Source organism: Marinifilum sp. N1E240 (assembly GCF_009295825.1).
Taxonomy (GTDB): Bacteria; Bacteroidota; Bacteroidia; order Bacteroidales; family Marinifilaceae; genus Marinifilum_A; species Marinifilum_A sediminis.
In genome coordinates this window covers 65,985-88,917 of the sequence record NZ_WHKF01000011.1, presented here as the reverse complement: position 1 = coordinate 88,917, position 22,933 = coordinate 65,985, and the positions used below count along the sequence as shown (strand labels likewise).

Annotated in this window: 12 protein-coding genes; 8 read left to right on the top strand and 4 right to left on the bottom strand. The window is 35.6% G+C overall.

The annotated features are described in order from the left end of the window. The 8 genes from GCQ56_RS18360 to GCQ56_RS18325 all read left to right on the top strand — a co-directional run. A partial coding sequence (locus GCQ56_RS18360) for a T9SS type A sorting domain-containing protein (RefSeq protein ID WP_152735995.1) occupies nt 1-4,878 on the top strand: 4,878 nt, incomplete at its 5' end. A 366-nt stretch (nt 4,879-5,244) separates the two neighbouring features. Continuing rightward, on the top strand, nt 5,245-6,120 hold the full coding sequence (locus GCQ56_RS18355; protein WP_152735994.1) for an ABC transporter ATP-binding protein: 876 nt from the start codon (nt 5,245-5,247) through the stop codon (nt 6,118-6,120). A gap of 2 nt (nt 6,121-6,122) precedes the next feature. Then, on the top strand, nt 6,123-9,824 hold the full coding sequence (locus GCQ56_RS18350) for a M1 family aminopeptidase (protein WP_152735993.1): 3,702 nt from the start codon (nt 6,123-6,125) through the stop codon (nt 9,822-9,824). 365 nt (nt 9,825-10,189) lie between these two features. Then, nucleotides 10,190-11,527: a hypothetical protein gene (locus GCQ56_RS18345; RefSeq protein WP_152735992.1), complete on the top strand. Its 1,338-nt coding sequence runs from the start codon at nt 10,190-10,192 to the stop codon at nt 11,525-11,527. A gap of 166 nt (nt 11,528-11,693) precedes the next feature. Continuing rightward, complete coding sequence (locus tag GCQ56_RS18340) at nt 11,694-11,981, top strand: helix-turn-helix domain-containing protein (RefSeq protein WP_152735991.1); 288 nt, start codon at nt 11,694-11,696, stop codon at nt 11,979-11,981. A gap of 132 nt (nt 11,982-12,113) precedes the next feature. Next, nucleotides 12,114-12,740 carry a BT4734/BF3469 family protein gene (locus GCQ56_RS18335; RefSeq protein ID WP_152735990.1) on the top strand — a complete coding sequence of 209 codons (627 nt, stop codon included), beginning with the start codon at nt 12,114-12,116 and terminating at the stop codon, nt 12,738-12,740. Next, entirely contained in the window at nt 12,724-13,107 is a 384-nt protein-coding gene (locus GCQ56_RS18330) for a PriCT-2 domain-containing protein (protein ID WP_152735989.1), read from the top strand. Before GCQ56_RS18335 ends, GCQ56_RS18330 begins: the two co-directional genes overlap by 17 nt. Beyond that, nucleotides 13,104-14,267, top strand: coding sequence for a VapE domain-containing protein (locus tag GCQ56_RS18325; RefSeq protein WP_152735988.1), 1,164 nt, complete (start codon nt 13,104-13,106; stop codon nt 14,265-14,267). Before GCQ56_RS18330 ends, GCQ56_RS18325 begins: the two co-directional genes overlap by 4 nt. Before the next feature lie 1,488 nt (nt 14,268-15,755). Here the strand turns inward: GCQ56_RS18325 and GCQ56_RS18320 are convergent. From GCQ56_RS18320 to GCQ56_RS18305, 4 genes are all read right to left on the bottom strand, one after another. Continuing rightward, nucleotides 15,756-18,803, bottom strand: a complete 3,048-nt coding sequence (locus GCQ56_RS18320) for an efflux RND transporter permease subunit (RefSeq protein WP_152735987.1) — start codon at nt 18,801-18,803, stop codon at nt 15,756-15,758. Between the two features lie 102 nt (nt 18,804-18,905). Then, complete coding sequence (locus GCQ56_RS18315; RefSeq protein ID WP_152735986.1) at nt 18,906-19,997, bottom strand: efflux RND transporter periplasmic adaptor subunit; 1,092 nt, start codon at nt 19,995-19,997, stop codon at nt 18,906-18,908. Between the two features lie 115 nt (nt 19,998-20,112). Continuing rightward, nucleotides 20,113-21,462 carry a TolC family protein gene (locus GCQ56_RS18310; protein ID WP_152735985.1) on the bottom strand — a complete coding sequence of 450 codons (1,350 nt, stop codon included), beginning with the start codon at nt 21,460-21,462 and terminating at the stop codon, nt 20,113-20,115. Between the two features lie 421 nt (nt 21,463-21,883). Further along, the gene (locus GCQ56_RS18305) at nt 21,884-22,933 is read right to left on the bottom strand and encodes an adenylate/guanylate cyclase domain-containing protein (RefSeq protein ID WP_227006112.1); all 1,050 of its coding nucleotides are present in this window, start codon (nt 22,931-22,933) and stop codon (nt 21,884-21,886) included.

Genomic DNA, 22,933 nt, shown 5'->3' with positions numbered 1-22,933 from the left:
CCTTTTACATTGGTAGCAAGTTCTTCATCTAATTTGGCAGTAAGTTTCAATGTCGTATCCGGACCAGCAACAATTACTGGTGATGAGTTGACAATCACAGGAACAGGAAATGTAACTGTAGAAGCAACACAATCAGGAAACGAAATGTATGCTGCTGCAGAGTCAGTAAGCAGAACTTTCACAGTTACGAAAGCAGCTCAGGTAATTACATTTGATGCAATTGCAGATAAGGTATATGGAGATGCTCCTTTTACATTGGTAGCAAGTTCTTCATCTAATTTGGCAATAAGTTTCAAAGTCGTATCCGGACCAGCAACAATTACTGGTGATGAGTTGACCATTACAGGAACAGGAAATGTAACTGTAGAAGCAAGTCAGGCAGGTAATGATACATATGCTGCTGCAGAATCTGTAAGTAGAAGTTTCAAAGTTTCTGAAGCTTTACAAGTAATCACATTCGATGAAATTGCAGATAAGGTATATGGAGATGCTCCTTTTACATTGGTAGCAAGTTCTTCATCTAATTTGGCAGTAAGTTTCAAAGTCGTATCCGGACCAGCAGAAATTACTGGTGATGAGTTGACGATTACAGGAACTGGAAATGTAACTGTAGAAGCAACACAATCAGGAAACGAAATGTATGCCACTGCAGAAGCGAAAAGCAGAACTTTCACAGTTGCCAAAGCAGCTCAGGTGATTACATTTGATGCAATTGCAGATAAGGTATATGGAGATGCTCCTTTTACATTGGTAGCAAGTTCTTCATCAAACTTAGCAGTAAGCTTCAAAGTCGTATCCGGACCAGCAACAATTACTGGTGATGAGTTGACGATCACAGGAACAGGAAATGTAACTGTAGAAGCAACACAAGCAGGTAACGATACATATGCTGTTGCAGAGTCAGTAAGCAGAACATTTAAAGTTGCTAAAGCAGCTCAGGTAATTACATTTGATGCAATTGCTGATAAGGTTTATGGAGATGCTCCTTTTACATTGCTAGCAAGTTCTTCATCTAATTTGGCAGTAAGTTTCAAAGTCGTATCGGGACCAGCAACAATTACTGGTGATGAGTTGACCATTACAGGAACAGGAAATGTAACTGTAGAAGCAACACAATCAGGAAACGAAATGTATGCTGCTGCAGAAGCGAAGAGTAGAACTTTTACTGTAGCTAAAGCAGTTCAGGTGATTACATTTGATGCAATTGCAGATAAGGTGTATGGAGATGCAGCCTTTAAGTTGGTAGCAAGTTCTTCATCAAACTTAGCAGTAAGCTTCAAAGTCGTATCCGGACAAGCAACAATTACTGGTGATGAGTTGACGATCACAGGAACAGGAAATGTAACTGTAGAAGCAACACAAGCAGGTAACGATACATATGCTGTTGCAGAGTCAGTAAGCAGAACATTTAAAGTTGCTAAAGCAGCTCAGGTAATTACATTTGATGCAATTGCTGATAAGGTTTATGGAGATGCTCCTTTTACATTGCTAGCAAGTTCTTCATCTAATTTGGCAGTAAGTTTCAAAGTCGTATCGGGACCAGCAACAATTACAGGTGATGAGTTGACGATCACAGGAACAGGAAATGTAACTGTAGAAGCGACACAATCTGGAAACGAAATGTATGCCGCTGCAGAAGCGAAGAGCAGAACTTTCACTGTAGCTAAAGCAGCTCAGGTAATTACATTCGATGCAATTGCAGATAAGGTATATGGAGATGCACCATTTACATTGGTAGCAAGTTCATCATCAGATTTAGCAGTAAGCTTCAGAGTCGTATCTGGACCAGCAACAATTACTGGAGATGAACTAACGATTACAGGAACAGGAAATGTAACTGTTGAAGCTGTTCAAGCAGGAAATGAAATGTATGCCGCTGCAGAAGTGAAGAGCAGAACTTTCACTGTAGCTAAAGCAGCTCAGGTAATTACATTTGATGCAATTGCAGATAAGGTATATGGAGATGCAGCCTTTAAGTTGGTAGCAAGTTCTTCATCAAACTTAGCAGTAAGTTTCAATGTCGTATCAGGACCAGCAACAATTACTGGTGATGAGTTGACGATTACAGGAACAGGAAGTGTGACTGTAGAAGCGACACAATCAGGAAATGAAATGTATGCTGCTGCAGAGTCAGTAAGTAGAACATTCAAAGTTGCCAAAGCAGCTCAGGTAATTACATTCGATGTAATTGCTGATAAGGTTTATGGAGATGCTCCTTTTACATTGGTAGCAAGTTCTTCATCTAATTTGGCAGTAAGTTTCAAAGTCGTATCCGGACCAGCAACAATTACTGGTGATGAGTTGACAATCACAGGAACAGGAAATGTAACTGTAGAAGTAACACAAGCAGGAAACGAAATGTATGCCGCTGCAGAAGCGAAGAGCAGAACTTTCACAGTTTCGAAAGCAGCTCAGGTAATTACATTTGATGCAATTGCTGATAAAGTTTATGGAGATGCTCCTTTTACATTGCTAGCAAGTTCTTCATCTAATTTGGCAGTAAGTTTCAATGTCGTATCAGGACCAGCAACAATTACTGGTGATGAGTTGACGATTACAGGAACAGGAAGTGTGACTGTAGAAGCGACACAATCAGGAAATGAAATGTATGCTGCTGCAGAGTCAGTAAGTAGAACATTCAAAGTTGCCAAAGCAGCTCAGGTAATTACATTCGAAGAAATTGCAGATAAGGTATATGGAGATGCTCCTTTTACATTGGTAGCAAGTTCTTCATCTAATTTGGCAGTAAGTTTCAAAGTCGTATCCGGACCAGCAACAATTACTGGTGATGAGTTGACAATCACAGGAACTGGAAATGTAACTGTAGAAGCAACACAATCAGGAAACGAAATGTATGCTGTTGCAGAAGCGAAGAGCATAACTTTCACAGTTTCGAAAGCAGCTCAGGTAATTACATTTGATGCAATTGCTGATAAAGTTTATGGAGATGCTCCTTTTACATTGCTAGCAAGTTCTTCATCTAATTTGGCAGTAAGCTTCAAAGTCGTATCGGGACCAGCAACAATTACAGGTGATGAGTTGACGATCACAGGAACAGGAAATGTAACTGTAGAAGCGACACAATCAGGAAATGAAATGTATGCTGCTGCAGAGTCAGTAAGTAGAACATTCAAAGTTGCCAAAGCAGCTCAGGTAATTACATTCGAAGAAATTGCAGATAAGGTATATGGAGATGCTCCTTTTACATTGGTAGCAAGTTCTTCATCTAATTTGGCAGTAAGTTTCAAAGTCGTATCCGGACCAGCAACAATTACTGGTGATGAGTTGACAATCACAGGAACTGGAAATGTAACTGTAGAAGCAACACAATCAGGAAACGAAATGTATGCTGTTGCAGAAGCGAAGAGCATAACTTTCACAGTTTCGAAAGCAGCTCAGGTAATTACATTTGATGCAATTGCTGATAAAGTTTATGGAGATGCTCCTTTTACATTGCTAGCAAGTTCTTCATCTAATTTGGCAGTAAGCTTCAAAGTCGTATCGGGACCAGCAACAATTACAGGTGATGAGTTGACGATCACAGGAACAGGAAATGTAACTGTAGAAGCGACACAATCAGGAAACGAAATGTATGCCACTGCAGAAGCGAAAAGCAGAACTTTCACAGTTGCCAAAGCAGCTCAGGTAATTGCATTTGATGCAATTGCAGATAAGGTATATGGAGATGCTCCTTTTACATTGGTAGCAAGCTCTACATCTAATTTGGCAGTCAGCTTCAATGTAGTATCCGGACCAGCAGAAATCACTGGCGATGAGTTGACCATTACAGGCGCAGGAAATGTAACTGTAGAAGCAACACAATCAGGAAACGAAATGTATGCCGCTGCCGAAGCGAAGAGCAGAACTTTCACTGTAGCTAAAGCAGCTCAGGTAATTGCATTTGATGCAATTGCTGATAAAGTTTATGGAGATGCACCTTTTAAATTGGTAGCAAGTTCTTCATCTATTTTGGCAGTAAGCTTCAAAGTCGTATCCGGACCAGCAACAATTACAGGTGATGAGTTGACCATTACAGGCGCAGGAAATGTAACTGTAGAAGCAACACAATCAGGAAACGAAATGTATGCCGCTGCAGAAGCGAAGAGCAGAACTTTCACTGTAGCTAAAGCAGCTCAGGTAATTACATTTGATGCAATTGCTGATAAAGTTTATGGAGATGCACCTTTCAATTTGGTAGCAAGTTCAAACTCTAATTTGGCAGTAAGCTTCAAAGTCGTATCCGGACCAGCAACAATTACAGGTGATGAATTGACGATCACAGGAACTGGAAATGTAACTGTTGAAGCTGTTCAGGTAGGAAATGAAATGTATGCCGCTGCAGAATCTGTAAGCAAGAGTTTTACTGTGGATAAAGCTGATCAAGAGATTACTTTCGATCCTATTGAGGATTACGTTCTGGGTGAAGATCCAATAAATCTGTACGCAGAGTCCAATTCGGGATTAGAAGTTACTTTTGAAATTGTTGAGGGAGAGGGAAACATTGAAGATGATGTGCTAACTCCAACTTCGATTGGTAAATTTATTGTACGAGCAATTCAATTGGGCGATGACAATTACAATTATGCCGAGGCAACTCAAGAATTTAATGTAGATCAGGCAACGGGTATTGAAGATGTTTTTGCTGAAGAAATGAAGATGTATCCAAATCCTGCAACGGATTTTGTGAATCTTGATTTTCCAAATAGGGAGGCAAAACAAATATCAATTTTGAATGCAAAAGGTCAGATTATTAGATCAGTTGAAGCCTTTGATAAAATTCGTATTAATATTCAGGACCTATCGTCAGGAATGTACTTTATATCTATACGAACCGATCAATTTGTGGTAACTAAACGCTTATTGATCGTGAATAAGTAATAATTTAATGAAAGAGTGTTGTTTTAGCACTTAATCATTCTTTAATAAAATGTACAAAGCAGCACTTTTTTAAGTGCTGCTTTTTTTATCTGTAAATCATCAGCTTATGATGTCTTTGCTTTTTTAACTGTGCTGTTTGATGTATCAATCAATAAGAAAACAAACCGTTTGTTTTATCTGTTAGGATAAATGTGATTTTCATGCATACTGCTTGAAAGAGTAAAAACTCGATTTTATCGTAAAATTTAGGGCTTCATCGAAATTAATTGAATTGGCATACTTGACAAGATAGATAATACTTAACATCATGTATATTTGTTTGAATCGGAATTGAACTATAAAAACAATAACTAAAATACTAGATAAATGGAATTGATTATCGAGAATTTAACAAAGACATATAATAATGGTGTAAAGGCATTAAACGATGTTAATATTAAAATAGGAACAGGAATGTTTGGTCTTTTGGGACCGAATGGTGCAGGTAAGTCGACATTGATGCGTACAATTGCAACCTTACAAGAGGGTGACGGTGGACGTATTTTATTTGATGGTATCGATATCATGGATAATAAAATGGCATTGCGTAATTCATTGGGTTATTTGCCACAATCTTTTGGTGTTTATCCAAAAATGTCGGCAGAAGATTTGTTGATGCACTTTGCAGAATTGAAAGGAATTTCAAACAAGCAGGAACGTAAGAATATTGTTGAGGCAGTATTGGAACAAACCAATTTGATTGAAGCACGAAAGAAAAATGTTGCGGGATATTCGGGCGGAATGAAACAGCGTTTTGGAATTGCACAGCTTTTGCTCAACAACCCAAAATTAATTATTGTAGATGAGCCAACAGCAGGTTTAGATCCTGCCGAACGTAGCAGATTCTTAAATGTTTTACGTGAAATTGGTACCAATCACATTGTGATTTTCTCTACTCATATTGTAGAAGACGTAAAGGAGTTATGTACCGATATGGCGATCATGAATGGAGGAACAATTCTTACACACGAAACACCAAGACAATCTGTAGAAAAATTGCAAGGGAAAATGTGGACCAAGCGCATTGAGCGATCTGCATTGAACGAACAAAAAGAAAACTTTGAAATTCTATCTAGTCGATTCAACGATGACAATAGTATGAATATTAATGTGCACTCGGAAACACAGCCAGATGAATTCTTTGAATCTAAGGAAGCTGATTTGGAAGATGTATATTTTGTTACACTTAAAGCATCGAATTAATTATGAGCAAATTTATTACACTGTTTAAGTTCGAGCTTAAATATTGGCTTAAAAACCCTGCGACTTACATTTATGCAGCAGTACTTTTTGTCATATCAACATTGATTATGGCTGGTAACCTGGGAGTATTCGATAGCAATACAGCAAGCGTTGCATCTGTACGTTTAGCCAATTCTCCCATTGCCTTGTTTAATAGTTTTGGGATTTTAACTTTGGGGTATTTTCTCTTGCCATCAATTGTCGGCGGTTCGGTAAACCGCGATTTTAGCTCCGACATGCATTCTATTTTGTACTCTTATCCCTTTAAGAAATCAGAATATATTCTGGCTAAATTCTTTAGTTCTATTGTGATTACTCTTGCAATATTTATAGTGTTTGGATTAGGTTTTCTAGTAGCTCCACTTTTACCGGGAGTAAATCCTGAAATGTTAGGATCTTTTAGACCCATGGCATATTTACAGATTTATGGTTTGATTATTTTACCTAACATTCTTCTTTTTGGAGCTATTGTATTCGGTGTTATTACGTTTACAAGAAATTTGGGAGCTGGTTTTATTACCATGATTGTTCTGTTTTTTGTACAAGGTATTTCGGAAAGTTATATGAGTCAGTTGGATAGTAAAACACTAGCCGCACTTTTAGATCCTTTTGGAGCAACAAGTATTCAAAATGCAACAGAATATTGGAATGTCGCAGAACGTAATGCGAACCTACTGCCTATGGGAGGTTTGGTTTTGATCAACCGATTAATTTGGATTGCAGTATCCATAGTAATATTTGCACTTACTTTTTACAAGTTTCAGTTCACACAAAATGCCTTAAGTTTCCGTTGGTTCTCTAAAAAGAGTGCTGTTGTTGTAAAAGATAATTTTAACAATTTAAGAGATATCAACCTTCCTAAAGTAACGATCGACAATAGCTACAGCTGGAATTTAAAGTTGATGTGGAACATATCTAAAATGAACTTTAAGTTTATTATCAAATCGGTTCCTTTTCTGGTTTTGGTTGCTTTTGGAATCTTGTTTATGGTGGTTGGTCATAATACAACTATGAGTCTTTTTGGGACTACAACTCATCCTGTAACCTGGAAAATGTTACTAATTCCAAGTTCGATGTTTCGACTGTTTATTCTCTTAATTACATTTTTGTATTCTGGTATGTTAGTTCAACGTGAACGTCGCGCAAAAATGTTCGAATTGGTTGATGTAACACATACGCCTAACTGGGTTCAGTATTTCTCTAAGTTTATTGCCCTAATAAAGGTGCAAATCCTTTTATTATTTGTAGTCATGTTAACCTGTATTGTAATCCAACTGTCAGAAGGATACTACAATATTGAACCTTTACATTACATTACTGAACTGTTTGTGTTTATGCTACCATCTTATATTGTTTGGGCAGCTCTTTCTTTATTTGTTCAGTCTCTTTTTGCGAATTTTTACATTGGCTTTTTTGTATTGTTTATTTTCTCGATTGTTAGCCCATTTGTTTCAAAAATTGGAATCGAACAACAGATATTTAATTTCAATTCAGGACCGGGAATTGCATATTCTGATATGAATGGTTATGGAAATAATATAATGGCTTACCTGTTTTATCGTCTTTATTGGTTGTTGTTTTCATCATCATTATTGATGTTAGGATTGGCTATTTGGCGCAGAGGAGTTCGAGAAACTATTAAAATTCGTTTTCGAAGAGCAAAAGAAAATTTAACACGCGTTTTTTATACTTCTCTTGCAGTTTGTTTTATTGGCTTTCTAGCTGTTGGATCTTATATTTATTGGTTCGATAATGTTTTACATGAACACAAATCGGCTAAGCAAAGTGAATTGGATCGTGTTGAGTATGAAAAAACATATTCGAAATATTTCAATATTGCACAACCTCGTATTGTTGATGCTAAAGTGAATGTTGATATATATCCAGAAACTAAGGATATAAAGGTGGATGGAAATTATATTGTGAAAAATAAGAGCAATGTAGCTATCGATTCAGTACACATCAATTATTCTTATGAGAACACTGCTGTTACATTTTCGCGAAAAGCTGATTTAGTGAGTAAGGATACAGTATTCCAATATAATATTTACAAACTGGAAAAACCATTGCAACCTGGTGATTCAATGAAAATGCATTTTACATTGAGCAATCAAAAAAATCATTTTTTAAGATACAATTCGCCTGTTTTGGCAAATGGATCTTTCTTTAATAATGGTGGTTTCCCAAGTTTTGGATATTCTCGTTCAGGTGAATTGACTGATAATATGGTACGTGAGAAATACGACTTGCCAAAACGTGATAGAATGGCACCGCCAACCGATACTTTATCTTTAGGAAATACCTACATTTCGGAGTGTGCTGATTGGGTTAATTTTGAAACTACAGTGAGTACAGCTGCGGATCAAATTGCAATTGCTCCGGGTTATTTACAAAAGAAGTGGGTTGATGGTGATAGAGCTTACTATCATTATAAAATGGATGCACCAATTCTGAATTTTTATTCTTGGGTATCTGGTAAGTATGAGGTTTATACCGACAAGTACGATGGAGTTAATATTGAGATTTATTATCACAAAGGACATGACTATAACATTACTGATATGGTTGATGCTTTAAAAGCTTCTCTTAAATATTATGGAGAGAGTTATGGTCCGTATCAGCACAAACAAGTGCGTATTATCGAATTTCCAAGAACATACGGAACATTTGCTCAATCTTTTCCAAATACAATTCCATTTTCCGAAGCGATTGGTTTTATCGCAAAAGAAGATAAATCGAAAGAGGGAGCTGTAAACTATGCATACCATGTTACGGCGCATGAAATGGCGCACCAGTGGTGGGCACATCAGGTTATTGGAGCGAATGTTCAAGGTGCAACCTTAATGTCTGAAAGTTTATCAGAGTATTCAGCAATCAAAGTCTTAGAGCAGAAATATCCGAAGAATAAAATCCGTAAGTTCATGAAGGAAGAACTGAATGGTTATTTAAAAGGACGAGGTTCTGAGAGTGTAAAAGAGCAGCCTTTAATGTATAACGAGAATCAACAATACATTCACTACAACAAGGGAGCTGTTGCGATGTATGCTATTTCGGATTATATGGGCGAGGATAATCTAAATACAGCACTTAGCGAGTACGTTTCTAATGTTGCTTTTCAGGAACCGCCATATACCACCTCGCTGGAATTTGTTGACCTAATGAAGCGCCACATGCCAGACACTTTAGATTATGTGATCACCGACATGTTGGAAACTATCACCCTTTTTGATAACAAAGTAGATAGTGCTTATGTTTCGAAAACAGAAGGTGGAAAGTATAAGGTTGATTTTGTTGTTGAAGCCCAAAAATACAGAGTGGTTAAAATAGAAAAAGAGGATAAGAAAGAAGTTGAAAGTGCTGAAGGAGCAGTAAAAATATCTTTTCAAACCAAAGACAGTAAGGATGATAAGGAATACATGGATATGAATGATTGGATTGATCTTGCTATTTTTATTGAGGATGAAAATAAGGAGGAGCAAGAGATTCTATTTAAGAAAGTTCATATTACTGAAAAAGAGAATAAGTTTTCCTTTGTTGTAGATAAGAAACCACACAGCGTGGGTATTGATCCTTATCACAAATTAATAGATAGGAAAACATCTGATAACACAGAGAAAGTAAAAGAAAAAGAAGATAAGATTGGTACCGATAAGAAATCGGTATAAGTTGTTATCTAATTAAAAAATGAACAAAGGCTATTCCTGTATGGAGTAGCCTTTGTTTTTTAAAATAATAAAAATGCCCATATCCCTTTATTTATGGTAATTTATAACATAAAAAAAGCAGCTAAAAATTAGCTGCTTTTTGTTGCGGAGAGAGAGGATCTTGAACCTATCCATTCCCGTATGCTGTAATACAATACTTTAGCCTTGTAAACAATTTTTCACTACACCTAATTCTGCAACTACTTGATTGCTTTGCTTTTTATCAAAATGTCCTCGTTTGCGAGTGATTCAAAGATATAAAAAATGTTCAGAATGCACCGCATTTTATTATTTTTGCACCCAGAATAAAAAATAGAGTACTAGGCATGAGAGATGAATTTGAATATTTTGAGAAGTTGTTTTTTAATACTTATAATGATATTAACTCTGAGATAGCCTTTAAAGAAAAGATCGTTCTGTTTGAAAAGGATATTAGTGAGAAATTGAATTTTGAGTTTGATACAATCAAAAGAATATATTTTGATATTGCAGGACAAGGTAAATCCCGTGAAGCGATTCAATCTATGTTTGAATTTAGGGCTAGGAGACTATTGAACTTTAAAGAAAAGATAGAGTCTTGCCTAAAATCTGTTCTCGAAGATTTAATAATTGAACAAATAAGTGATGATGCTTTTAATTACGACTACTATACCAATCTTCTTGTTGCCTACGAAGGAGTCGTAGGCTTGTTGGAGTTTATTACTGTTAAGTTGTTTGTGTCTTTAGATAATGTTTTAGATGATGAAAGTTTAATCTTAAAATATAAGAAAATTGATGAGGCGAAAGTGGAGATATGGCGTAAAGAATTTTTTAAAAGTTTTTCACTTGGAAATGATTACGTGCTTTTTGATAGCGTAATATTTGAAGCTAGCAAATATCTTTATGCTTCTGATAATTCACTTAATGATGTCCAAAGTCAGCCAAAGGATGAAGAAATTGAAAAAGATGATATAGGAAAGGATTCTTTGTCATTTCAAGACTTTGTAAAAGCTGTCAGCGATGAAATGTATCTTGAGAGGTATAATTCTAATAGAAATGACATGTTTTTTCAAAAAATAAGTAAAGTGTTAGATGGTTTGTTAGAGACTACAGATGATTTTGCTAGAGAAGAAAAGGTCTTAAATTTTCTAATCGAGACTAGTGTTATACCAGTAAAGACTTATGCTTATAGTGTTGAATATCTTAACAAATCTTTATCTGGCAAGAAAGAGAAGGAACGATATGAGGTTTTGATAGCTTTTAAAAAACGACTTTACACTTTGAAGGATAGTCCTCCGTATCGCCATTTGCATTTATCTAATATCATGACTTTGGTAGACAATACTTTGGATAAGTTGATTGCCTTTGTTGATAACAAATTGGTAAAATATGATAGAGATTTACTTGATAATACGGGCAGTTCGAACGGTTTTGGAAAGATTAAGTCCAATTTAACGGTGTCGCAAATGGCTTTGCTGTTCCGATTGCTTAGCGATGAAAATATATTAGAGACTAATAATATCACAAAACTATCCAAGCAAATAGCATCAAGTTTTTCATCAAAGCAAAAAGATGATATAAGTTATAAATCGGTAAAGAACAATTTTGACAGTCCGCAAAATGAAGCGATTGAATTTTGGGAGACTAAATTGGTTCGTTTGCGTCAATTGTTGAATAAATACTAGAAAAAAACATTTGAATTATCATGCAGATAATCAGTGAAGTTACTGAGGGTTGTACAAGTAAGTTACAACCCTTTTTTTGCTTTGTACTGCCTATGTTTGCTTCCGAAACGATCTACTGGCGCCAGATAGATTTGATTTTTATTAATTAACTCTAAATTTCAATATTATGGAAGTAGTAACAATGAGCAGTGATGCTTTTCTAAAGATAAACTCGCAATTAAGAAGCATGGAAGAAGCTGTTGAAAAATTAAGTAGAAAACACTTTTATCCACTGGAAGAACGTTGGCTCGACAATCAGGAAGTTTGCCAAACACTTCTTATCAGTAAACGAACACTTCAAACCTATCGTGATAATGGAACTTTAGCCTTTTCTCAAATTGGCTCTAAGATCTACTATAAAAGTTCAGATATCGAAGCTCATCTGAAGAAACATTACGTGAAATCTTTTAAGTAAACCTTTCTTAAAAGGAATCTTCTTTTCCTTTAAAATAATTGAATTATATGGCATAGCATTACTAATGCTGCGAAGTGGTAACACTTTGTAAACAGGATAACTATGCCCTGTTTTTCTATAAAATGAAATAATATGACACCAAATTTAAGTGGTAAAATAAACGGTTATCTAGATACTGGATATCTAGATAACCAGATAAAAATAAAGTTACCCGAGTTTAGCTTCTTCAAAAAGCCCATATCTAATACCAAGCCATACAGGACAATTAGTGTTTTGGATGCCTACACTTTAATAAAAGGACATTGGAATATTGAAAGAACTCAGGCATTAAGGCAAATCAAAGATGTTGAAGAAGCCAGAGCTTTTAAAGCAAGCCAATTCAACTATGTCTGTTTCTCAGGGGTATTTACTAAAAGGAGTGAGAAACATTTTCAACATCATTCAGGATTGATGGTGCTGGACTTTGATCATTTGTCGGATGTTGATGGAGTTAAAAACAGCTTACTAGCTGATGAGAGTTTGGAAACGGTTCTATTGTTCCGTTCTCCATCGGGTGATGGATTAAAATGGGTGATCACCATCGATATCCGCTTAATGGATCACAAGAACTATTTTAAGGCAGTAGGTAATTACTTGAAACAAACGTATCAATTCGAAGTTGATGCTTCAGGAAAGGACGTTGCACGTGCATGCTTTTTGCCTTATGACCCTCAAGTTTATATAAACCCTAACTATTTGAGTCATGAAAAAGGTATTTGATCCATATGATTGGTTGGTGGCAGATAGTAAGCCACCAATTTCTAAAACATTGCCTGCAACAATAAGAGTTGATGCTGATTTGGATTCAGGCGTTGACCGTTTGGTGAGGAAAATTGAAGCTATGAACTTTGATATAACCTCTGGTTACGAAAATTGGAGGAATATTGGGTTTAGCCTTTCTGAGTCTTTGGGAGAAACAGGACGTAATTACTTTCACAGAATAAGTCGTTTGAATCCTGATTATAATCGTGAAAAATGCGATAAACAATATACAAATTGTTTGAAGTGCAGGGGTGGAGGAATTACATTGGCAACTCTTTTTTGGATAGCTAAAACTCATGGTGTACTGATAAAAAATAGGATATGACAACTGAAAATACTGAGAAGGTGAGTGAAATAGCTCCTAAGAAAACAATTGCAAATAAGTTCAGCTTAACTGAAGAATATCTGAATGAACGCTATTTGCTTAGAAATAACATTATCAGTCTTGATATAGAGATAAGAAAGAAAGACAATTCTAAATGGCGGATACTATGTGAAAATTCACTTTATATAGAATTGCAGAAAGAAGGTATCAATATCAGTATTGCAAACCTTTTGGCTCTTTTAAAATCTGATTATGTACCCGATTACAATCCATTCGAAAGTTATTTTGCCAATCTTCCAGAGTGGGATGGGATTGATCATATTGGAAATCTAGCTTCGTATGTTCACACTAACGATCAAAATTCTTTTGAATTACATTTTCGTAAGTGGATGGTTCGGGTTATTAAAACAGCAATTGACAGCCGTTTTTTTAACAAGCAAGCTTTAATATTTGTTCATGATAAGCAGAACAGTGGGAAATCAACTTTCTGTAGGTTTCTTTGTCCGCCAACTTTGGGCGATTATATCTCTGAGAATATATCAATTGATAAAGATAGTCGTATCGCTCTGGCAACAAATATCCTGATCAATCTGGATGAATTAGCAACTCTTTCACGAAGAGATATCAATAGTTTAAAGGCACTCTTTTCAAAGGAAAAGATTAACGATCGGTTACCTTATGAGCGAAAAGCTTCAGTTATTCCAAGAAGATGTAGTTTTATAGGTTCTACTAATGAAATGGAGTTCCTGATGGATGAAACAGGATCTGTTCGTTGGTTGTGTTTTGAGATTGAAAAAATTGACTGGGAGTATTCGAAGAAGATTGATATTGATTTAGTCTATGCTCAGGCTTATCATCTTGTGAAAACCAAGTTCGATTGTAATTTATCATTGGATGAGATCAACGAGAATGAAAGCAGAAATCAAGCGTTTCAAATCTTATCAGAAGAGAGACAGTTAATTCAAAAGCATTTTACTCACGGTGAATCAGAAGATCCTAATTCGTTTCGGACTGCAACAGATATCAAGGCGAAACTTAGCCAGATGTTGAATATTAACTATCTGAATGTTGTGAAAATTGGTAAAGCTTTAAAACAGATTGATATCCCCAAGAAGAAACTAAATGGAGTTTATGGTTATTTTTTGGATTCAAAAATTTAGTTTTTTCACGTTTTCTTCTTACCCTCTTACCCTGACTACTTAAACGATAAAGTAATCAGGGTTTTACTTAGGGTAAGGTGTGAGTTTTCTTCTTACCCAAGGGTAAGAGAATTCTTGCAGTTTTCTCGAAAATGAATATTTGGGTAAGAAAAATAAAGATACCTTACCCTATTAAATGCATTACCAATGAGTGAGTTGCGGAGTTTGGGTAAGAGGGTAAGAAGAAAACACGATTTTTATTAAATTTAAGAATATAAATGATTTGCTTATCTAGGTAGGTAAACAGGGATAAACTGCTTAAAACCCATTTATCATTGCTCAATTATTAAATTTGCTACGCTGTATTGGATGATTTTACTAGTAAGTTATTAATATCTAATAGATTGATCAAGATTACTATCTGGATGATCTGCTTATTTATATCCGATAACTGGGATAAGCCATGTTTACCACCCCTTTATTATAGCTCTATTATTTTGTTTTTATTCTCTGTATTAGCTGATTTTACTAGTAAATTAGGAATGTCTACTAAAATGATCTGAGTTGCTATTTGGATGATCTGCTTATTTATATACGATACCTGGGATAAGCCATGTTTACCACCCCTTTATTATAGCTCTATTATTCGGTTTTTATTCTCAGTGTTGGCTGATTTTACTAGTAAATTGGGAGTATCCACTAAAATAATCTGAGTTGCTATCTGGATGATCTGTTTATTTATATGTGATAACAAGGGTAAGCCATGTTTAAACTCCCTTTATTATTGCTTAATGATTGGATTTCATATTCTGTGATAGCCGATTTTACTAGTAAACGTAGAAATATCCCCTAAAATGATCTGGGTTGTCATCTGGATGATCTGGTTATCTAGATACGTAAACAGGGGTAAGACTGGGGTAGAACATGCTTTCAACCCCTTTATTATAGCTCTATTATTTGGTTTATATTCTCTGTGTTGGCTGATTTTACAAGTAAATTGGGAATGTCTACTAAGATGATCTGCTTTACTGTATGGATGATCTGGTTATCTAGTATGTAAACTGGGATAAGCCATGCTTAAAACCAGTTTATCATTGCTTAATGATTAGGTTTTATTCTCTGTGTTGGTTGATTTTAGAAGTGAAATTGGGTAAGAAGAAAACGCAAAAACTATTAAAATTAGGAAATCATTCCTGCCAAAAGTATTAGTAATAGTATTTATAGCTAAACCTAACCAGTTATTTAACTAGTTTATTGCTAGTTATTCTATTGGAAAAACTCGTTAAACTGCCAGTAATACTAGTTAATTTATCTAGTTAAACTAGTTAGTACCCCTTTTGAAATGCATCTTAAATTCTCTACAAAGCCCATTTAATGGTTTTTCCTAGTGAAATGGTGATAATGTGAAGTTCTGTAAAGCTATATTTAAGAAATGGAACCAAGGCCTGAATAATAGAAAAACCACTCAAGCATACACTTGGGTGGTTTTTTGGATGGTTTTCCCGACAATTATACATCTGTTTGTATAATCTCGTCTCGGGTTAGTATATTGTATAAAACGGGTACAATTAATAAAGTTAGTCCGGTTGACAGAACTAAGCCTCCAATAATTGCCCATCCCATTGGTGCCCACATTTTACCTCCCGAGATAGTTAGCGGTAGCAGGCCAGCGATGGTAGTAATGGTGGTTAATAGGATAGGTGTAAATCGGGTTTTGGCCGCTTCGATAATGGCTTCCAATGTTTTGAGACCTTCTAATCGCTTTTGGTTGGCATAATCAACCAGTATAATACTGGAATTAACAACGATTCCCATCAAACTGGTTAGGCCTACAAATGCCATAAAAGAGAAAGAGTAACCCGTAATTAAGAGTGCAATAAAGGCACCCGAGATAGAGAGTGGAATTGCCGAAAAAACGATAAGTGGCTGAGTAAAGGAGCGAAATTGTAATACGAGTACTGCAAATATACCCAGAAGTGCAATTATCAGAGCTTGTCCTAAACCACCAAAACTTTCGTCACGGTTCTCCTGTTCGCCACCCATACCAAAATGACTACCCGATGGAAAGTCGTATTGTTTCAGTTGTTCTACAATATTAGAAGTGACTTCAGCAATACTCATTACAGTTTCGTCCACATCGGCCGATACGGTAATAAATCGTTCTAAATCATAGTGATCAATTCGTTTGATGCTTTTATCAAATATCAATTCTGATACTTGTGACAAAGGAATTTGTCCGCCTCGCTGTGAGGTGATAAAGATTCGATCCAGTGATGGTATTTCTGGTGCACCTACCATATTCGATTCCAAAACGATCTCATATTCATCTCCCAAATTATCCTGAAAAGACCCAATGCTAAGACCATTTATGGCAGCACGCACTGCCATATCAATATCGATGATATTAATGCCTAGCATACCTGCTTTTTCATAGTTAATTTTTATTTTTAATGAAGTTTGATCTTCAGCCAATGGATTATCGATATTTATGGTAGCGGGTGCCTTATAAATAATTTGTTCAACATCAGCTGCAATTGATTTCAACTCTTCCAAATCATCTGAGAATAATCGAACTTCAATAGGAGAATCGACAGGAGGACCTTGTCCAAATTCTTTTACCTCTAAACGGGCTCCGCTGTATGTCGCAAAAGTAGTACGTAATTCTTTAATGAGATTAGCCACTTTATCGTAGTCATATTCACCCAATATGGCAAGAAGCTGACCTTTGTTTACAGCGGGTGTTAAGTTATCCATATTATAATATGCTTGTGGGTTACCCATACCAACACTTGCGGCTATGTTTTCAACATAAGAATGGCTTTTTAGTACACTTTCAGCATATTTAATTGCTTTGTTTGTATGATCCAGATTACTACCTTCTGGTGCAATTATATTGACAAGTAATTGATTTTTTTCTGCCTTAGGAAAGAAACTTACCCCAATAAAAGGCATTAATGAAACAGAACCCAAGAATATAAGTAAGCCAGCTACAAGGGTTATTACTGGTCGGCTTATAGCCCCTTTCACCCATTTTTGATAGTACTTATCAATGAATTGATCCAATAGAACTGTTTTTTTGTTTTCGTCCTGCTTTTTTAAAACCCGACTGCTTATAAATGGGGCAAAAGTAAGGGCAATTACAAGAGAGGATAGTAATGTATAAATCACAATTAGCATCATACTTTTTATAAAATCTCCTACGTTGTTACCCATCATCAGCATGGGTGCAAAAGCCAAAACAGTAGTCGCAGTGGAACTAACCAGAGCCATTCCAATTTCAGATGCTCCTTTAATGGCAGCTTCAACAGGTGATAATCCCTTTTTGATAAAGCGATTAATATTTTCAACAATGGCTATACTGTTATCTACCAGCATTCCTAAAGCAATAATCAATCCTGCAATGGTCATTTGTTGTAAACCAAATCCGGATGCATCAATTAGACCTATTCCTGTAAGAATAGAAAGGGGAATTGATATCATGACTACAATAGAGGCACGAAAACCTACGGCAAGAAATATAATTATACCTACAATTAAAATTCCTTGTAAAAAGCTGGATGTGAATTGTCCTAGTCGAATTTTAACACTATCGGCTTGTTTAAAAACAGGGACAACAGATACATCAGCTTGCAGGTGATTACTAAATTCTTCAATACGTTCATCTACACCTTCTGTAACATCATAAATATTCATGCCCTCTTTTTGCTGTACTGATAACCAAACGGCAGCTTGGCCATTGTAAGTAGCAAATTCTTCTTTTTTTTCATAATCATAAGTAACTGTAGCTATTTCTTTAAGTTTTATGATTTGATTGTTACCACTGCCGATGACTGTATTTCTGATCTGTTCTAAATCCTCATACAATCCACTGGATTTAATGTTGAATTCTTTATTGCCAAGCTTAATACTTCCACCAGGGATACTACGATTCAAATTTTGAATGGTCATCATCACTTGTCCCAATGACAAACGATAGTGTGCCATTTTTTCAAGATCACATTTAATCTTTATATCCAAATCTTGTTCGCCATCTAATTTAACAGCTCTTACTCCTGAACTTCTTTCCAGTTGTTCCTTTAGATCTTCGGCTGATTTTTTAAGTTGTGCTGGAGAAGCATCGGGTGAAGTTATGGCTAATTGCATAATACTTACATCAAAAACAGAAGGCTGTTCCAAATCTGTACGCACTATGGTTTCGGGTAGATGAGCACTCAGTTCATTTACGATTTGAACGATTTCCCGGTGCTTATTATCATTATCAATACCATATACAAGTTCAATTTTGATTGAAGCGACTCCATTTGTGATTTCGGTTTTGACATTCTCTATATCTTCCAATTCATTGATTTCTTCTTCAATTGGATTAACAATTAGAGTTTCCATGTCTTCCGGCGAAGCTCCTGGGTTAATAATTAATATGGTGGACATATTAAACTCTAAAGCTGGATCTTCTGATTTGGGCATGGTTGTATAGGAGAATAGTCCCATAATTGCGACCAAGAAAACCAGCACGAGAGTGAACTGATAGTTATGTATTGCTAATCGAGGTATTTTCATTATGCTTGATGATAAATAAGTATGAAATATTCTTTTATGTGATATTTTGTAAGATAGATCTGCTTATTAATTAGAGATCAAATACTACAAATCATTTATGGCCTAATTCTTAATTGTAACAGTCTGATTATTTTTAAGATCTCTACTTTGTTCAATCACCACTTTTTTTCCAATTAAATCAGATCGGTTCGAGAGAGCTAGCATGTCGTTTAGAATTTTATCTACTCGAACACTTTCTTTATGAAGATGCATGTTATCTTTTACGGTATAAATATCGACTTGATCGCCAACACCTTCTTGAAGAGCACTTATAGGAATTAAAGTGTATGTTTCCTTTTGGGATGGTACTATTTCAGCTCGTGCAAAGAATCCAGGTTTAACTGCTAAGTTTTTAGTTTGTATAATGATTTCAATCGTGTATAAGCCAGTCATTGCATCAGGTGCATCACCTATTTGGGAGATCGCACCTTCTAATTGTTGGTTTGGCCATGCATCCATTGAGATATCTGCAGGATCGCCACGTTGAACTCTTACCACATCCTTATCAGTTAATCCTACTTTTAAAATCCACTGTGTACTTGTAGATGCAAAATAAAGTATGGGTGTGCCAGGGGAAGCTAATTCATTTTCTTCCACATATTTTTGAAGGATAATGCCATTAGTTGGTGCTGTTATGCTTGAGTATTTTAGGTTGTGCTCGGCCATTATCATGCTAGCTTTTGCTATTTCTAATGCAGTAGTTGCATTTTGAAGATTCTCAAGAGTTCCAACTGTATCTCTGTAAAGAGCTGAAGAGCGTTTAAAATCTCTTTCAGATTTTTCAAGGCTAACGCGTGCTTGTAATACTTGTGCTTGAATCTCATCAAGATTAAGTGTTGCTAAAATTGCTCCTGCTTTTACACGATCTCCTTCATCCACATTTATAGATTTGATGATACCACCAGTTTTAAAGCTCAGTCTTGTCTCATGTACTGGTGATACGGTTCCTGATATGCGGATAGGAATGGCCATTTCAGCCGATTGAATATTGGCAATTTTAACGTGAGTAGTTATTTCTGGTTCATTAAGATTTTTTGCTTTCGCATCTTGTTGCGAGCAACTTTGTACAGGAATCACTAAAATAATTCCAACGATGAGATACAAAAAGTATAGGGCTGTTTTTCTTATGCTTTGAGATAAATTGATTGCTTTCATGCTTGTAGTATATGATTGTTACTTTTTTGTTTATTTGAGACTACGTATACACCCAGTCTTAACTGGAATAATTTTTCTTGAAAAGAAATGTTTATGTAGTTATATGTGAGTAAGATTATAGAAATGTGGATGAGGCAGTCGTATATTCCAAATTAGCGATACTTACCCAATAGTCAAATCGGCTTATAATGAGGTTGAATTCAGAATCTGTCATGTTGGTTCGGGCATCCATTAATTCAAGTAGTGTAGATTCGCCAATTCGATATTTCTTATCTATTATTCTGTAGACTTCTTGCGATTCACTACTTTGTGTTTCACTCAGTTCTATATTCCTTTTCTGGCGATTTACTTCCAATAAACTCTCTTTTACTTCAAATCGGATACTGTTGCTTAGGTTGGCCTTGGAGAGTTCAGCTTGTTGCTTTCGAATTAATGTTTGCTGTCGTTTACGTTTGTTAACACGGCCCTTAAAGAGCGTCCAATTGAGTGACAGTGTACCAGTGAAAACATCATCGTCAGAACCAAAATTGTATTCTTCGCCCAGAAAACCATAGTTGGCAACGAAAGTTAAGCTTGGCATATTGGCTGCGCTATTTACTTTGGCTAATAGATCAAGACTCTCAATTTGGTGATCCATTATTTTCAACTCTGCACGCTTATTAACTGCCTGATCGGCTAAGTGTAACTGATTAAAACTTTGTATTGCTGCGGCCTTAATATCTGTATTAATTGGTTCTTCCAATGGTCGGTTTAGCAAAAAATTCAGATAAGCGATAGCCAGTTTATGACCTTTTAGGGCCTCAGTTTCACTTAGAGCAACTTTATTGACCTCTGTTTTTGATCGTAAAACATATTCTTTTGTGACCATATCATTGTCCAAAAGCTTTTGACTGACTCTAAGATTTTCACGAACCAATTCCTTTGTGGATTGCATTAATTGAACAACATTTTCAGTCTTTAGAATATTGTAGTAAGCTTCCTTTATCTGGTAAACTAATGTTTCTCTATATCGATTCAGATCAGCTTCACTCATGCCCAAATTCTCTTTCTGAATTTGTTTATTCAGATAAATGGAACGATTAAATACAGGCTGTATCAACTCTAATTTGGTCTCCTGTTCTTTCTCTGGTTGTAGAAGATTGGATACATTTTGTAACATCGGAAAATCTGAACCCGTTAAATCATTTAGACTCTCATACGCTGGGTTCATCATATCGCCTACAGGTATGTCAATAGTGCGACCACCACGTGAAATAGAGTAGCGAGCGTTTAATGATACTTCGGGCAAAAATAGGCCTCGTGCTTCTTTTAGTTTTACAATCGCTTCCTGATGAGAGAGTTCTTTTTGCTTTAATACTAGGTTACTTTCAAGACCTAGCTTTATATACTTATCCAAAGCGGAGTCTTGACTAAATAGAGGTGCTGAAAAAAAGATTAGCACAATGGTATAGATGATATGTTTCATGACTTTTTTAAATTTTGAATCAAAGGAATTGCATTATTCAAGAATATGAGAAACGATTTGGAGTGAGTTAAAAGAGGGAATGAACCGACCCTAGATAGTAGGTGCCGAAATAGAATTAATACAAGCAGATAACACCTCACATTCAAATCCCCAACTATTGAATATTTCAATAAGGAGTTGATTGCAATTATTATCAGATTCTACTCTTAATATCGTGTTGCCATCCTTTAAATCAAATGTCACGTTTGTGAGATTTAAAGTTTGTTTCAAAACTTTAGATGCGCTTCTCACGCTATTTTGATCAGTTAAATTCGTTTTAAAAACTTCTATCATATGCTCTGCTTTTTTTAATAAATGAATATTTCGAGGGCTAGGAGTTTATCCTGTTAGGGGTCATGTTTTGAATGATTCAAAAATAAAATCACATCAGAGTTACCGTATAAAGATTCGTTAATTCTTGCTTGCCCTTTAATTGAATTTTTTCAATTTCTTCGAACTTTAAAGAGGGATCGTGAATGAGTGAATCTTGTATATTTTCAGAAATAAGGATATCAATATTTAAGCGACTGCACTCGCCTTGTATTCTTGCAGCGGTATTAATTACATCGCCGTGATATGCAATTTCTGTTTTTATATTCCCAACCTCAGCAGCCACAATTTTGCCCATATTAAGCCCAGCTTTAAACTCTGGTATATGCCCATATGTGTTCTTGTAGTATCCTGATTTATTATTTAAGGCCGCCTTAAAAGCAAAAAATGTCTTCAAGCAATTTGAATTGTGTAGCCCAATTTTTATTGGCCAGGTTAATACGACCATATCGCCTACATACTGGTAAATTTCTGCTTTGTATTTGGTAACAACATCTAAATCTTGAAAGCAATCTTGAATGAATTTACTGTATTGGATGTGCCCGATTTCTTCGGCGATTGGGGTAGAAGATTTAAGATCCAGAAACATAAATATTTTACTTTCCTCCACGGGGCTGTAAAACTTACCTCCTAAGAATTTCCAGAGATTACCAGGTCCTAATTTTTTATCAATTTCCTTTATAAATATTGAAATGAAAATAACGATAAACCAGTACACAGTCAGCAATAACATATCGTCTTCCAATATGCGACTAGAATAAACCTGTAAATTGAATTCGGAATCTAGAATACGTGTTGTTAGCCTTATTGCAAATGAAATAAGAAAGATGATCGTTAGTAAATAACTAAAAATATAAATCAGGATTGTCTTACCAAAGGATACCTTTTTCAATATCTTTTTTTCTATGTAATAGTCTTGACTTGCCCAAATTACGCTTGCAATAGCACTAATAATAAGGTGAAATCTTATTTCCTCCCAAAGGCCTAGAGTTTCGTGATTGAAAATAACTTCTTGTCCATATTCCCTAAGGATAGTCCAAAAAGCAAATGCGATAATCGAAATAAAGAAGTAACGAATTATGTAACGGATATATTTAGGCAT

What these genes read in the sequence shown, in the direction of transcription:
- GCQ56_RS18355 (WP_152735994.1), top strand. Translation starts at nt 5,245, where the DNA reads ATGGAATTGATTATCGAGAATTTAACAAAGACATATAATAATGGTGTA.
- GCQ56_RS18350 (WP_152735993.1), top strand. Translation starts at nt 6,123, where the DNA reads ATGAGCAAATTTATTACACTGTTTAAGTTCGAGCTTAAATATTGGCTT.
- GCQ56_RS18345 (WP_152735992.1), top strand. Translation starts at nt 10,190, where the DNA reads ATGAGAGATGAATTTGAATATTTTGAGAAGTTGTTTTTTAATACTTAT.
- GCQ56_RS18340 (WP_152735991.1), top strand. Translation starts at nt 11,694, where the DNA reads ATGGAAGTAGTAACAATGAGCAGTGATGCTTTTCTAAAGATAAACTCG.
- GCQ56_RS18335 (WP_152735990.1), top strand. Translation starts at nt 12,114, where the DNA reads ATGACACCAAATTTAAGTGGTAAAATAAACGGTTATCTAGATACTGGA.
- GCQ56_RS18330 (WP_152735989.1), top strand. Translation starts at nt 12,724, where the DNA reads ATGAAAAAGGTATTTGATCCATATGATTGGTTGGTGGCAGATAGTAAG.
- GCQ56_RS18325 (WP_152735988.1), top strand. Translation starts at nt 13,104, where the DNA reads ATGACAACTGAAAATACTGAGAAGGTGAGTGAAATAGCTCCTAAGAAA.
- GCQ56_RS18320 (WP_152735987.1), bottom strand. Translation starts at nt 18,803, where the DNA reads ATGAAAATACCTCGATTAGCAATACATAACTATCAGTTCACTCTCGTG.
- GCQ56_RS18315 (WP_152735986.1), bottom strand. Translation starts at nt 19,997, where the DNA reads ATGAAAGCAATCAATTTATCTCAAAGCATAAGAAAAACAGCCCTATAC.
- GCQ56_RS18310 (WP_152735985.1), bottom strand. Translation starts at nt 21,462, where the DNA reads ATGAAACATATCATCTATACCATTGTGCTAATCTTTTTTTCAGCACCT.
- GCQ56_RS18305 (WP_227006112.1), bottom strand. Translation starts at nt 22,933, where the DNA reads ATGCCTAAATATATCCGTTACATAATTCGTTACTTCTTTATTTCGATT.